We start from the raw sequence: 13,778 nt of genomic DNA, 5'->3' as shown, positions 1-13,778 counted from the left end.
ATGAGCGCCCGCGCCGACGCACTCGACCACCTGGTCCGGGGCATCGTCGATGACCCGGAGGCCGTGGCCGTGACCGAGAAGTCCACGCGACGCGGTCCGCTCCTCGAGGTCCGGGTCGGCGCCGCCGACCTCGGCCGTGTCATCGGACGGTCCGGCCGCACCGCCCGTGCCCTGCGCACGGTCACCGCAGCCCTGTCGGATGACGATGTGCGGGTCGACATCGTCGACGTCGACCGGCGCTGAGTTGCCTCGAGCCACTTCACGGAGCGGTGCTGCCTATCGGACCGAGAGGTCCGGGCAGCACCGCTCCTGGCTTTCCGGGTCGCGTCAGCCACAGGCGGTCGGATCCCGCGACCCGAAGGCTGTCGCCTCCCGCGTTGGTGCCGTCCTGCTGGGCCTGACCTTGCTGCTGGCAGGATGTGCAGCCGGTGGCACGAGTACCGAGGAGACCGTGCCCGGCACCGGAGCCGCCAGCACCGGCACCGTGGAGGAGACGCTCACCGAGGACCCCGCCCTCGATGCGGCATGCGCAGCCTTCTGGGGCGATCCGGATTACACCGATCCGCTCTCCAGGACCACCCTGGACCGAGCCGCGACCGCCCCGGAGGCGGGACCTACGGACCCTTTCTTCTATGAGATGACCGGGGACGACATCGACAGTGCTTTCGACGCAGCCCCCACGGCGGCGAAAGAGGCCGCAGCGGCACTGTCAGAGTGGTTCCGCACGGAGCCCGAGCGGGGCGCCGAGGCGGATGGCGACGCCTTCCGCATCGCCTGGGACGGAGTGGCCGGCAGCTGCAGCGGAGTCTCCGCCGCGGCGAGCTGGGCCGTGGGTCCAGGAGCCGACGGCACCAAACCGGCGGCCCTGGTCTGTGCTGATGTGTTCGACACGCCCGGCACCCTCACCCATTTCGGCAACGCCAATGTGCTGACCTCGAACATGTTCAAGCTGGTGGGGCTCTCTGCCCGGGAGGTCCCTGCGGATCGGATGGACGAGGTGCGGGAGACCTCGGACCTGCTGACCGCGGAGATCCTGGCAGTGGACGATGACGCGGTGGCCACAGCCCTCGAGCAGGTCCGCGTTCCGTTCCAGGACGCACTGGCGGGTGACTCCTGGTCGGACGGCCTGGATCAGCCGCTGACCGCGCTGAGCACCGCCTGCACTGACGCCGGGTACTCCTCACCGGACCCCGGGGAGATCGAGAACGGCGCCGTCATCGGCGCGAACGCCGCCCGCGAGGACGGCATGGACTACGGAGAAGGCTCATGAGCACACTCGACGTCATCGTCGCGACCATCGGCAGAGCGCATGGACTGCGCGGCGAGGTCGCACTGATCCTGCGCACCGACCAGCCCGAGGAGCGCCTGCAGGATGGCACCGCCTTCGACGTGCACGTCGACGGCCGTGCCCGCACGCTGACCGTGGGGCGATCCAGGCGCCAGCAGGACCGCTGGTACGTGAGCTTCGACGAGGTCGCTGATCGCACCGACGCCGAGTCCCTGCGCGGCGTGGACCTGACGATCGCGGTGGATGAAGAGCAGGAGGCCGACGAGGACCCCGAGGCCTGGTACCCGAGCCAGCTCAAGGGCCTGATCGTGCGCCATGTGGACGGCCGTGAGCTCGGCACCGTCATGGGAGTGGAGCACTACCCGGCACAGGACCTGCTGGTGGTGCGCACCCTGGACCGCCGTCGGGTCCAGCTGCCGCTGGTCGACGAGCTGGTGCCCGAGGTAGACATCGAGGCGGGCGTGGTGATCGCCGATCCTCCCGGCGGACTCTTCGACGCCCTTCCCGAGGACGAGCAGGGCCCGGAGCCGGAGACCTCCGCACCCCCGCGCGGGAAGCGCTGAGACCGACGATGCGCATCGACGTCATCACGATCTTCCCCGAGTACCTCGCGCCGCTCGAGCTGTCCCTGATCGGCAAGGCCCGTCGCGAGGGCCTCGTCGACCTGCACGTGCACGATCTGCGGCAGTGGACCCATGACCGCCACCGCACTGTGGACGACTCTCCGCTGGGCGGCGGCGCCGGCATGGTGATGAAGCCCGAGCCCTGGGCAGCAGCTTTCGCCGGGGTGCGCGTCGAGGGCCAGGAATCCCTCGGGGTCGACGTCGAGCCCCTGATCGTCTTCCCCAACCCTGCCGGGGCTCCCTTCGTCCAGGCCACCGCCCAGGAATGGTCACAGCGCGAGTGGATCATCTTCGCCTGCGGCCGGTACGAGGGCATCGACGAGCGGGTCTACGAGCATCTCGCCGATATCGGCTGCGAGGTGGCGCTCGCTTCCCTGGGCGACTACGTGCTCAACGGCGGCGAGGTCGCCGTGCTCGCGATCACCGAAGCGGTGGTGCGCCTGGTCCCCGGGGTGGTCGGCAATGCCGAGTCTCTCGTCGAGGAGTCCCATTCCGACGGACTGCTCGAGTACCCGCTCTACACGAGGCCCGCCAGCTGGACCGATCCCCTCGGGATGGTCCGGGAGGCGCCGCCGATCCTGCTCTCCGGGGACCATGCGAAGATCGCCGCCTGGCGTCGTGAGCAGTCCGTCCAGCGCACCGGTGAACGCCGCCCCGACCTGCTCCAGTGACCCGGACACCCGCAGCCGCCCGGCCTGCGTGACGCAGACGACAGTTCCGTACGCTGTGACCAGCGGCGACGAGAGGTCAGGGGCTTGCCGCGACTGGTCCCGCGCTGGCACAATGACCTCTTGTGCGCACCGCGCGCTCCTCTGCCTCAGGGGAGGGGCGCAGCAAGCGGTCGGGATGTTCCGTGGCGATGGGAGTCGCCGCCAGAGTCCCAGCACACCGGTACGGGGAGTTCGCTCCTCGCCGGATCGACAGTTCATGACGGGCCTCCCGCATCTCGGGAAGCTCGACGAACGAAGCTGTCCGACCTGAGGCGGAGGGCTGGAGAAGCATCATGCAGAAGCTCGATGAGCTCGACAAGGCCTCGCTGCGCGAGGACGTCCCCGCGTTCCGCGCCGGCGACAACGTCAAGGTCCACGTGAAGGTCATCGAGGGCAACCGCTCTCGTATCCAGGTCTTCCAGGGCTACGTCATCGGCCGTCAGGGCCACGGCGTGGGCGAGACCTTCCGCGTCCGCAAGATCTCCTTCGGCGTCGGCGTGGAGCGCGTGTTCCCCGTGCACGCACCGACCGTCGACAAGATCGAGGTCGTCACCCGTGGCGACGTCCGTCGCGCGAAGCTGTACTACCTGCGCAACCTCACGGGCAAGAAGGCCCGCATCAAGGAGAAGCGCGACCACTCCTGATCTCAGGAATGTCCCGCGACAACGCGAACGGACGGCGGCGGCCCCACTCGGTGGTGGCCGCCGCCGTCTGCGTCGTGCTGCTGCTGGTGATCGCACTGCTGGCGCGGGAGTTCGTCGCCCAGCCGTTCCGTGTCCCCTCGGCGTCGATGTCGCCGACCCTCGAGCCCGGTGACGTGCTCCTGGCGGACCGATCGCAGCGCGGCACCGCGGAGCGCGGTGACATCGTGGTCTTCGACGGCATCGGGTACTTCGCCCCGTCCGCGTCCGACGGCGACCGCTACTGGGTCAAGCGTGTGATTGCGATCGATGGAGACCGCGTCACCTGCTGCGATCCGAACGGCGCGATCACCGTGGATGGCGTCCCTCTGGAGGAGCCCTATCTGCCCGAGGGCACGGTCCCCAGCGAGATCGAGTTCGATCTGCAGGTCCCAGCAGGTCATATGTTCGTGCTCGGCGACAACCGCGCCGACTCCACCGACTCCCGTCACCTGCTCGGCGCTCCGGGCGGTGGGATGGTCCCGCTGGACCGCGTCGTGGGGGAGGCGGATCGCATCGTGTGGCCTCTCACTCGCAGCGGTGCCCTCTGACGCCCAGCATCTGCCGATAGGATCACCGCGATGAACGCGTCCGAAGAACCTCGCCCTGCTGTGTCCGATTCTGCGGACCCCGCACCTGGTGAGGACCGCTCCGACGCGGAGCGCGACTCCGAGCGCACCCACCGCCGTCAGCGGATGCCGCTGTGGCTCGACACCCTGGTCACCATGGCGGTCGCCCTGGTCATCGCCGTGCTGGTGAAGACCTTCCTGATCCAGCCCTTCTACATCCCCTCCGCTTCGATGAACCCGACCCTGCTGGAGAACGACAAGATCCTCGTCTCCAAGCTCAGTCCCGGAGTGTTCGACCTGCAGCGCGGGGACGTCATCGTCTTCGAGGACCCCGATGATTGGATCCCGGGCGACGCCACGGAGAACCCCACCCCGCGGGTGCGGGTGATGATGCTGCTGAGCATGGTGGGCCTCGCGCCGGACCCCTCCCAGGACCACCTGGTCAAGCGGCTGATAGGGGTGTCCGGCGACCGTGTCGTCTGCGAGGAGCAGGGCGGTGTCCTGGAGGTCAACGGCACGCCGCTCGAGGAGCCCTACATCAACCCTCAGACCTCTGCCTGCCAGGTCGCGTTCGATGTCACCGTCCCGGAGGGGAAGGTGTGGGTGATGGGCGACAACCGCTACGCCTCCGCGGACTCCGCCTGGCATGAGACCCAGGGAGACGGCGGCTTCGTCGACGAATCCGACATCACCGGCCGGGCCGAGGTCATCTTCTGGCCCACCAGCAGCTGGGACCGCCTGAACGACGGCCGCGAGACCTTCGCGACCGTTCCCGAGACGCCGTGAGCAGCCCTGCCCCCACCCTCGACCTCGAGCTCGCGCTGGCTGCCCGTCGAGGGCCCGGGCCTCGCATCGTCGTCGGCATCGATGAGGTGGGCCGCGGTGCGCTCGCAGGTCCGGTCGCCGTCGGCGCGTGCGCGATCAAGGTGGTCGACGGTCGAGCCCTGGCACTCCCCGAGGGTGTGAGGGACTCCAAGAAGCTGACCGCTCGGCGCCGCGAGGCGCTGGTGGACCCTATCCGCGCCACCGCCGCAGGCTCTTCGGTGGGCTGGGCGAGTGCCGGAGAGGTCGATGAGATCGGCATCATGCCTGCCCTCACCCGTGCCGCGCTGCGCGCGCTCGGTGCCCTCGAGCTGGAGATCGACGCGATCGTGCTGGACGGCGACGTCGATGTGCTCTCCGCCGCGCTGAGCACCGGCTCCGGACCGGCGCCGCTGGTCGAGCTGAGGGTCGCCGCAGATCGCGACTGTGCGAGCGTCTCGGCGGCCAGCGTCCTGGCGAAGGTCGCGCGTGATGCACACATGGTCGAGATCGACGCTCTGGCACCGGACTACTGCTGGGCCTCCAACAAGGGCTATGGCTCCGCTGTGCACCGCGAAGCCATCGACCGGCTCGGTCCGCATGAGCATCATCGCCGCAGCTGGCGGCTGAGCTCCACCGTTCCAGCGGCGTCGCCGACGCGCACGCTCTCTGTACCGACTGCGCTCTCTGTGCCGACTGCGCTTCCTGTGCCGACCGAGCCGGAGCCGTCTGACCCAGCGCTGGTGGCGGCAGCAGCCTCGACCACCGCTGGCGTACTGTGGGACGACGATTGGCACCTGTACGAGGGGAAGGAGCGTCGGTGAGCGCCCAGGAACTCGAGAATTACGAGTCAGACCTCGAACTCCAGCTGTTCCGCGAGTATCGCGATGTGGTCAGCCTGTTCACCTACGTGGTCGAGACCGAGCGCCGGTTCTACCTCGCCAACCAGGTGGACCTTCAGGTTCGCTCCGGCGGCGGCGAGGTGTTCTATGAGCTGCGGCTGGCGGATGTCTGGGTATGGGACATCTACCGTTCCACCCGGTTCGTGCGTTCGGTGCGGGTGGTGACGTTCAAGGACGTCAACATCGAGGAGCTCAACAAGCAGGACATCTCCCTGCCCTGAGCCGAGGGTCCGGGCTGCGCCAAGCCGGGCTGCGCCGGGCCATTCTGCGCCGGGCCTTGCTGCGCCGGGCCTTGCTGCGAAGGGGCGCGTGATCCGAGCGGTTCCGCACCGCGGCGGCGCGCGACCGTTCCTCCACAGCCCTCCGTCATCCCCAAGATCCGCGCACCGGTACCGCGCTCGCTGAGCTCCCACCAGGCTGACTGGCATGAACAGTCTCGCCACAGCTCCTGATCCCTCGGCAGGGCGCCGCCCGGACCGCCGCCCCCGGCCCGCCGCCTCGGCAGCAGCCGACGGGCCCAGGCCGCCTCAGATCCCGGGCCCTGCAGCGCAGCCGCCGGTCATCGGCCCGGTCGCCGTGCCCAAGCCACGACGCGTGCGGGACATGTCCACCCGCGAGCTCGGGCAGGCGGGGGAGGACCTTGCTGCGGAGCATCTGCAGGCCTGCGGGTGGCAGATCGTGGAGCGCAACCTGCACCTGCGCCAGGGAGAGCTCGACATCGTCGCCCTCGCGCACACCACGCTGGTGTTCGTCGAGGTCAAGACCAGGCGTTCCTTCGTCACCGGCGTGCCGCAGGCCGCTGTCACCCCCGATAAGCTCCGAAGGCTGCGACGCCTCGCGGGTGAGTACTTGATGGAGCGATCGACCCCGCATCGAGATGTGCGGATCGATGTGGTGGCCGTGCACGCCCATCTCGATGGGACCTTCTCCCTCGAGCATCTCGAGGCGGTGTCCTGATGGGACACGCGCGCACCCTCTCGATCAGCCTCACCGGCCTGGAAGGAACTCTGGTCGAGGTCGAGGCAGACGTCTCGATGGGGCTGCCGGCCTTCTCCCTGGTGGGACTTCCGGACTCCTCGACCCTGCAGGCCCGTGAACGCGTGCGCGCCGCGGCAGCCCGCAGCGGGGTCCGGCTCGCCTCGCGCCGCATCACGGTCAACATGACTCCGGCCTGGCGGCCCAAGCGAGGTTCGGGTTTCGACCTCGCCATCGCGATGGCGGTGGTCGATGCCCAGGGCGACCTTCTCGTCCATGTGCCGGCGGACACCGTGCTGCTGGGGGAGCTGGGTCTCGACGGGCGCCTGCATCCGATTCCAGGAGTGTTGCCCGCACTGCTCGCAGCCCGCTCGCTCGGCATCACCCGCGCCATCGTCCCTGAGGAGAACCTGCCTGAGGCGCGCCTGGTGGAAGGGATCGAGATCGATGGCGCCGCCGACCTCACCAGCGTCCTGCACCGCTACGGCGCCGACGTCCCGCCCTCTCCCGTGCGAGACCCGAGCACTCCGACGCCTCCCGAACCGGTGGCGTCAGCGGAAAGCGGACTCGCACTGGACTTCTCCGATGTGATCGGCCAGGCCCAGGCGAGGCGCGCCGCCGAGGTCGCGGCCGCCGGCGCGCATCACCTGCTCCTGACGGGCCCGCCAGGAGCAGGGAAGACCATGATCGCCTCCCGTCTTCCCGGGATTCTCCCGCGACTCGGCAGCGCGGACTCCCTGGCCGTCTCCGCGATCCACTCCCTGGCCGGCCGCTTTGATGCCCGTGCCGGACTGCTGAGATCCCCTCCCTTCGAGAATCCCCATCACACAGCCTCCACCGCGGCCGTGGTCGGGGGAGGGTCGGGACTCGCCCTGCCCGGTGCGATCTCCCGTGCCCACGCCGGGGTGCTGTTCCTCGATGAAGCACCGGAGTTCTCCTCGCGAGTGCTGGAGGCGCTGAGGGAGCCTCTTGAGACCGGAGACATCACTCTCCACCGGGCCCGAGCGGTCACCCGTTACCCGGCACGCTTCCAACTGGTCTTAGCGGCGAATCCCTGCCCCTGCGGGATGGCCTACGGCAAAGGAGACCTCTGCCGCTGCACACCTCTGCAGCGACGTCGTTACCTGGCACGGCTCTCGGGGCCCGTGCTGGACCGGATCGACATGCGGGTCGAGGTCCGTCCCGTCGATGTCCACCGGGTCGAGGCGGAGCTCGCAGAGCCGAGCGAAGTGATCGCCGCCCGGGTGGCCACAGCTCGTGAACGACAGCTCGCCCGCTTCAAGGGCCGGGCGTGGTCAACCAACGCTCACCTGCCCGGTCCGCTGCTGCGGAAGGAGTTCTCTCCAGCCCCGTCCGAGCGCCGCCTGCTGGACCACGCCGTGGCACAGGGCCGGCTCACCCTGCGCGGGCACGATCGCGTGCTGCGACTGGCCTGGACCCTCGCCGACCTGGCAGGGGCGCTGCGCCCCACCGCTGAGCACATCGGACTTGCCCTCACCCTGCGCGAAGGAGAACCACGATGACCACCCCGACATCACCGGAGAGCGCGCCGGACCGCTACGGCGCCCGGGCATCGGCTGAGCAGGATGGTGCGGCCCGGATCACCTGGTCCGTGATCGCGGAGCCATCGGATTCGGTCGCGATGCTCGCCTGCACCCTCCTCGGACCGGTGGCGGCTCTCGATCTGGCCCGGCACGGCAGCAGCACAGATCTGCACCGCGCCCTCGGCGGCCAGCTGCCCGCACAGGCCTCGGATCCCGCCCCGGGAACGAGCCGTTCACGCGCCGAGCGAGCGCTCTCGCGGTGGCGGGCCCGGCTGGAGACCATCGTGCTCGAGGAGATCCTCGACGATGCCCAGCGGCGACGGATCAGGATCCTCACGCCGCAGGACGCCGAATGGCCTGCAGCGTTGGACGACCTACAGGAGACGCGTCCGCATTGCCTCTGGCTGCAGGGGCCGGGCCGGCTCGACCAGCTGGCCGGTGAACGATGCATCGCCCTGGTGGGCTCGCGGGCCTCCACTCCGTATGGCGAAGACACCGCCGGTTCCCTGGCTGCCGCCTTCGCCGCCGGTGGCGGTACCGTCGTCTCGGGCGGGGCGTACGGGATCGACGCCGCCGCTCACCGCGGTGCGCTCGCCGCCGACGGAGGAGCAACCCTCGCCATCCTCGCCGGAGGCCTGGACCGGCTCTATCCGCGAGGCAACTCCGATCTGCTGGAGCGGATCCGAGACCGGCACCTGCTCCTCAGCGAAGCGCCCCCGGGCACCGCCCCGACCCGATGGCGGTTCCTGGCCCGCAACCGCCTGATCGCCGCCCTGTCCCGGGCGACGGTCGTCGTGGAAGCGTCCTGGAGATCCGGAGCGCTGTCCACGGCTCGGCTGGCAGATCAGCTCTCGCGGCCGGTCGGAGCTGTGCCCGGACCGATCACCTCCGCAGCCAGCGCCGGCTGCCACCGCCTGATCAGGGAACGCGGCGCAGTGCTGGTGACAGAGTCAGCGGATCTGTTGGATCTGCTTCCCGGTGGCCCTGCCGCCGGGGAAGGCAGCTGGGCGGTGCAGGATGAGCTGGACCTGCTCAGTCCCGCAGACAGAAGGGTGCTGGACGCCGTGCCGCCGAGGTCGAGCATCTCCCCAGCCCGGCTCACGGACGAGATCGGCTTCACCGCTCAGGAGGTGGAGGCGGCCCTGGCGCGGTTGGGACTGCTGGGGCTGGTGGTGCGGACCGCGGAACGTGTCCGGCGCGCCCCCTGACCCACCGCGCTCCCGACACGATGCATCTCGACGCGCCCGGCCAGCGGCGCACTCACCTCTCCCACGTCTGCGTTTCGCCACGCCTGCCTTTCGCGTGGGTGCACGGCACGGACCTGGATGCACGACACTGAGGGGTATGAGCACCGAGTCCGGGCACGCAGAGGGGACTGTCGTCGAGGACTTCGTCGCGCACCTCCGCCTCGAACGGGGACGTTCCGAGCACACCGTGCGCGCATATCGCCAGGAGGTCGCCGGGCTGGTCGAACATCTGCGGGATGCCGAACGCATCCCCGTGGCTGAACTGGACGTCGCGGCGCTGCGTTCCTGGCTCGCGGAGCGGGCCGACACCGGGGCGAGTGCGAGCACCCTTGCCCGCTCCGCGGCGGCGGCACGGACCTTCACCTCCTGGCTCGCGGCGACGGGACGGATCCCGCACGACGTCGGGGGAAGGCTGCGCGCACCACGGCGAGGTCGCCACCTGCCCACCGTGCTCACCGGAGACCAAGCGGGCGAGCTGCTCGATGGGTTGAGCGCACCGGAGCCCGCCCTCGAGCACGCAGGCGCCACTTCTCAGGACGCCGCGCCCCCGGACCCGGTGGAACGAGCGGTGAGGCTCCGTGATGCAGCTGTCCTGGAGCTGCTCTACTCCTCCGGGCTCCGGGTCTCCGAGCTGGTCGCCCTGAACCGTTCCGGCATCGACCACGGCCAGCGCACCGTGAGAGTGCGCGGAAAGGGAGACAAGGAGCGGATCGTCCCTGTCGGGCTCCCTGCGCTCAAGGCCATCGAGCAGTGGCAGGAAGCTGGTCGGCCGGTGCTGCTCGAGGCCGCGGGCGCGGCGGCCGGCGCCGACGATGCACTCTTCCTCGGTGTGCGCGGCGGACGGCTCGGCGATCGCGCGGTGCGCACCCTGGTGGATCGTCACGCGTCCGAGGCCGGGATATCCCGGCACATCTCGCCGCACACCCTGCGGCACAGCGCTGCCACCCATCTCGTCGAAGGCGGAGCAGACCTGCGCAGCGTGCAGGACTTCCTGGGACACTCCTCCCTGGCGACCACACAGATCTACACCCACGTCAGTGCCGAGCGCTTGCGCCGGACAATCGATCAGGCCCATCCTCGCGCGTGAGCTGCCGCCGGTCAGACAGCCGATGATCTCCGCTCATACGACGTGCTCATGCGACGTCCTCATGCGACGGAAGCCTGTCGCTCAGGCGCGGGAAGCCTGTCGCAGGCCGGGCCGGTGGCTGCGGACTCCACCTCCCGAGATCCACGTCCCGCTGCCGTTCTCTGAGACCGTCTCCGCGTCCCCGCGAACCCCGGAGGGCACCAGTCGCGGGGAAGTCCCGCCGACGGGGCTCGCGCCTGGGCCCGTCGGCGGCTGCACGCCACCTGCGCCGCCGACACCCGATCGCCCATCAGCCCAGGGCAGCAGGACGCTCGGCCCGCGCCCTCCGAGCAGGAGCAACGGGTCCACATAGTCCTCGCCCCGTCGAGCCCCCAGATGGAGGCACTCGGTACCCGGGCAGTGAGAGAGCTCCGATTTGTCCACGAGCGTCCCCAGCGTCGTCCCTGTGTCCACTTGATCGCCCGCCGCGACAGTCCCGGTCACTGGCTCATAGGTCGAGATGAGTCCGTCCGCATGGGTGACCGAGACGACCCCGCGCCCTGCCACCATCCCGCTGAACCTGACAGTGCCAGGAGCCACCGCGCGCACCACGACGCCCGCGACTGGCGCTGCGATGTCGATTCCTCGGTGGCCGGGACCGTAGCGATGCTCCGGTGCCTCGAAGGGCGCGATCACCTGATGGGGAGGGGGGAGCGGCCACTGCCACGGCGGCGCATCCGCCTGCGCGGGCGCGACACCCGCGAAGAGCAGCAGCAGACTCACCAGCCCCAGACGCAGCACGGCAGCCGGAGACGGGGCGAGGAATGAGATGGCCATGAGCGCCATCCTCCTCAGCAGTGTCCGCCGGCCGCTCGCGTCCAGGTCGTGCTGTGGATGGCGCGTCGCTGTGGAGGAACCGTCGGCGAACCAGCGTCCGCAACGAGTCTCCGCAAAGACTCTCCGCGACGAGTCCCTGCAATGATTCTCCACGACGAGTCCCCGCAACGAGTCCCCGCAACGAGTCCCCGCAACGAGTCCCCGCAACGAGTCCGCGCAACAAGACAGGGACGAGCCCGCGACATGCCCGCGATGAGCCGTTGACGAGCCCGTGAGGAGCATGCATCGCGGTCGCGAGGTGACGCACGACGCGCTCGGGCAGGTTGCTGCGTCAGATAGACTCTTCTCAGCATCCGGTCCGTCCGGATGACTTCGCGTGCCCATCAGGGCTCGTCGGCCAACGGTCCTCGGCCGTTCTCGCACCTCGTGTGCGGGATGCTCCGAGGCGGCCGGCACCCGGGCACCAGGCCCCACACCGTCCGGTGGTGGGGGAACAACCGAGAATGCAGGTCCTGCGCGATGACTGCGGACGCCCACGGGCGCGCCGTGCGAGCCCAGGCCCGGAGAACAGAGGCATCATCATGGCAGTAGTCACCATGCGCCAGCTCCTCGAGAGCGGCGTCCACTTCGGTCACCAGACCCGTCGGTGGAACCCGAAGGTCCGTCGCTTCATCTTCACCGAGCGCAACGGCATCTACATCGTCGACCTCATGCAGACCTTGACGTACATCGACAAGGCATATGACTTCGTCAAGCAGACCGTCATCCACGGCGGCACCATCCTGTTCGTCGGCACCAAGAAGCAGGCTCAGGAGTCCGTCCAGGAGCAGGCCACACGTGTGGGCATGCCCTTCGTGAACCAGCGCTGGCTCGGTGGAATGCTCACGAACCTGCAGACGGTCTCGCAGCGTGTGAACCGCCTCAAGGAGCTCGAGCAGATCGACTTCGAGGATGTGGCCGCCTCCGGCCGCACCAAGAAGGAGCTGCTGATGATGCGCCGCGAGAAGGACAAGCTCGAGAAGACCCTCGGCGGCATCCGCGACATGGGCAAGGCGCCCTCGGCCCTCTGGGTCGTGGACACCAACAAGGAGCACCTCGCGGTCGATGAGGCTCAGAAGCTCAACATCCCGGTCGTCGCGATCCTGGACACCAACTGCGATCCCGACGTGATCACGTACCCGATCCCGGGCAACGACGACGCGATCCGCTCCGTCACCCTGCTGACCCGCGTGATCGCGGACGCCGTGGCTGCTGGTCTGCAGGAGCGCCACGCCAAGAGCACCGGTGGCGAGAAGAACGTCTCCGCCGTCGCGGCCGAGCCCCTGGCCGAGTGGGAGCAGGAGCTGCTCAAGCAGTCCGAGGTCCAGCAGCAGGACGCTCCCGCCGAGGAGTCCGTCGCCGCTGCTGAGGAGACCCCCGCCGCAGAGGAGACCCCCGCAGTCGAGGAGACCCCCGCAGCTGAGGCTCCGTCCGAGGATGCTCCCGCCGAGGAGTCCACCGAGGAGAAGTCCTCCGAGGCCCCCGCCGCCGAGTGACCCACGGGCCCGGGAACGACAGCGTCGCTCCCGGGCCCCTCCACGGGGAGGCGCACGCCGCCCCCGCCCCTCCCGCAGCAGCTCTGACAAGGAAGAGGAACATGGCCAACTACACGGCAGCAGACATCAAGGAAATCCGCGAGTCCACCGGCGCGGGCATGCTCGACGTCAAGAAGGCGCTCGACGAGGCGAACGGCGACAAGGTCAAGGCCGTTGAGCTGATCCGCGTCAAGGGTCTCAAGGGCATCGCCAAGCGTGAAGGTCGCACCGCGTCCGAGGGCCTCATCGCCGTCGACATCCGCGACACCGAGGGCGGCCAGACCGGCACCCTCGTCGAGCTCAACTCCGAGACCGACTTCGTGGCCAAGAACGACAAGTTCGTCGCCCTGGGCGACGAGGCCGTGGCCGCGGCCGTCGAGTCCGGGGCCAGCGAGCCCGAGGACCTGGCTTCGACCCCCTTCGGCGAGGCCCTGACCAACGCCGGCGCCACCATGGGCGAGAAGATCCTGGTGCGTCGTATCGGTCGCGTCTCCGGCGAGTCCGTGTCCTCGTACATGCACCGCACCAACAAGGACCTGCCCCCGCAGGTCGGCGTGCTGGTCGCCACCGACAAGGCCGGTGCAGAGGTCGCGCGCGACGTCGCCATGCACATCGCTGCGTTCACCCCCGCCTTCCTCTCCCGTGATGAGGTCCCCGCGGACCAGGTCGCCAACGAGCGTCGCATCGCCGAGGAGACCGCGAAGAACGAGGGCAAGCCCGAGAAGGCGATTGAGAAGATCGTCGAGGGTCGTCTGAACGGCTTCTTCAAGGAGAACTGCCTCCTGGACCAGGCTTTCGCCAAGGATCCGAAGAAGTCCGTCGGCAAGATCGTGGAGGAGGCCGGCGGCACCATCACCGGTTTCGTCCGCTTCCGCGTCGGCAGCTGACCACACCGGGGCCGGACCTTCCAGGGTCCGATCCCGTCGGCCGCGCGTGAGCGTGGCCACCGCCCCGCGGCCCCC

Annotated in this window: 16 protein-coding genes; 15 read left to right on the top strand and 1 reads right to left on the bottom strand. The window is 69.5% G+C overall.

Annotated features, from left to right (window positions below):
* From ACT3T9_RS00080 to ACT3T9_RS00020, 13 genes are all read left to right on the top strand, one after another.
* The gene (locus tag ACT3T9_RS00080) at positions 1–243 is read left to right on the top strand and encodes a KH domain-containing protein (protein WP_345082588.1); all 243 of its coding nucleotides are present in this window, start codon (positions 1–3) and stop codon (positions 241–243) included.
* Positions 244–451: 208 nt separating this feature from the next.
* On the top strand, positions 452–1,270 hold the full coding sequence (locus tag ACT3T9_RS00075; RefSeq protein WP_441443596.1) for a hypothetical protein: 819 nt from the start codon (positions 452–454) through the stop codon (positions 1,268–1,270).
* The gene (rimM, locus tag ACT3T9_RS00070; protein WP_441443595.1) at positions 1,267–1,851 is read left to right on the top strand and encodes a ribosome maturation factor RimM; all 585 of its coding nucleotides are present in this window, start codon (positions 1,267–1,269) and stop codon (positions 1,849–1,851) included. The genes ACT3T9_RS00075 and rimM overlap by 4 nt, the downstream gene beginning before the upstream one ends.
* Positions 1,852–1,859: 8 nt before the next feature.
* A complete protein-coding gene (trmD, locus tag ACT3T9_RS00065) occupies positions 1,860–2,582 on the top strand; it encodes a tRNA (guanosine(37)-N1)-methyltransferase TrmD (RefSeq protein WP_441443594.1) in 723 nt (240 codons plus the stop codon).
* Between the two features lie 332 nt (positions 2,583–2,914).
* On the top strand, positions 2,915–3,265 hold the full coding sequence (gene rplS, locus ACT3T9_RS00060; RefSeq protein WP_010551346.1) for a 50S ribosomal protein L19: 351 nt from the start codon (positions 2,915–2,917) through the stop codon (positions 3,263–3,265).
* A gap of 8 nt (positions 3,266–3,273) precedes the next feature.
* The gene (gene lepB, locus ACT3T9_RS00055) at positions 3,274–3,852 is read left to right on the top strand and encodes a signal peptidase I (RefSeq protein WP_441443593.1); all 579 of its coding nucleotides are present in this window, start codon (positions 3,274–3,276) and stop codon (positions 3,850–3,852) included.
* A 30-nt stretch (positions 3,853–3,882) separates the two neighbouring features.
* Positions 3,883–4,656: a signal peptidase I gene (gene lepB, locus ACT3T9_RS00050; RefSeq protein ID WP_441443592.1), complete on the top strand. Its 774-nt coding sequence runs from the start codon at positions 3,883–3,885 to the stop codon at positions 4,654–4,656.
* A complete protein-coding gene (locus ACT3T9_RS00045; protein WP_441443591.1) occupies positions 4,653–5,495 on the top strand; it encodes a ribonuclease HII in 843 nt (280 codons plus the stop codon). The genes lepB (ACT3T9_RS00050) and ACT3T9_RS00045 overlap by 4 nt, the downstream gene beginning before the upstream one ends.
* Positions 5,492–5,794, top strand: a complete 303-nt coding sequence (locus tag ACT3T9_RS00040) for a DUF2469 domain-containing protein (protein WP_441443590.1) — start codon at positions 5,492–5,494, stop codon at positions 5,792–5,794. The genes ACT3T9_RS00045 and ACT3T9_RS00040 overlap by 4 nt, the downstream gene beginning before the upstream one ends.
* Positions 5,795–5,999: 205 nt before the next feature.
* Positions 6,000–6,530: a YraN family protein gene (locus tag ACT3T9_RS00035; protein WP_441443589.1), complete on the top strand. Its 531-nt coding sequence runs from the start codon at positions 6,000–6,002 to the stop codon at positions 6,528–6,530.
* Positions 6,530–8,071, top strand: coding sequence for a YifB family Mg chelatase-like AAA ATPase (locus tag ACT3T9_RS00030; RefSeq protein WP_441443588.1), 1,542 nt, complete (start codon positions 6,530–6,532; stop codon positions 8,069–8,071). Before ACT3T9_RS00035 ends, ACT3T9_RS00030 begins: the two co-directional genes overlap by 1 nt.
* Positions 8,068–9,300: a DNA-processing protein DprA gene (gene dprA / locus ACT3T9_RS00025; protein WP_441443587.1), complete on the top strand. Its 1,233-nt coding sequence runs from the start codon at positions 8,068–8,070 to the stop codon at positions 9,298–9,300. The genes ACT3T9_RS00030 and dprA overlap by 4 nt, the downstream gene beginning before the upstream one ends.
* Before the next feature lie 136 nt (positions 9,301–9,436).
* Positions 9,437–10,426, top strand: a complete 990-nt coding sequence (locus tag ACT3T9_RS00020) for a tyrosine recombinase XerC (protein ID WP_441443586.1) — start codon at positions 9,437–9,439, stop codon at positions 10,424–10,426.
* Positions 10,427–10,507: 81 nt separating this feature from the next.
* Here the strand turns inward: ACT3T9_RS00020 and ACT3T9_RS00015 are convergent, their stop codons facing one another.
* Complete coding sequence (locus tag ACT3T9_RS00015) at positions 10,508–11,242, bottom strand: peptidoglycan DD-metalloendopeptidase family protein (RefSeq protein WP_441443585.1); 735 nt, start codon at positions 11,240–11,242, stop codon at positions 10,508–10,510.
* Positions 11,243–11,823: 581 nt separating this feature from the next.
* Here ACT3T9_RS00015 and rpsB point away from each other — a divergent pair.
* A complete protein-coding gene (gene rpsB / locus ACT3T9_RS00010) occupies positions 11,824–12,777 on the top strand; it encodes a 30S ribosomal protein S2 (protein ID WP_441443584.1) in 954 nt (317 codons plus the stop codon).
* A 101-nt stretch (positions 12,778–12,878) separates the two neighbouring features.
* A complete protein-coding gene (gene tsf, locus ACT3T9_RS00005) occupies positions 12,879–13,703 on the top strand; it encodes a translation elongation factor Ts (RefSeq protein WP_441443583.1) in 825 nt (274 codons plus the stop codon).
* Positions 13,704–13,778: the final 75 nt, after the last annotated feature.

It is taken from the genome of Brachybacterium sp. AOP29-B2-41 (assembly GCF_052378395.1).
Taxonomy (GTDB): domain Bacteria; phylum Actinomycetota; class Actinomycetes; order Actinomycetales; family Dermabacteraceae; genus Brachybacterium.
Note: the sequence above shows the minus strand (reverse complement) of the source record. Positions and strands in the feature narration are given on the sequence as shown.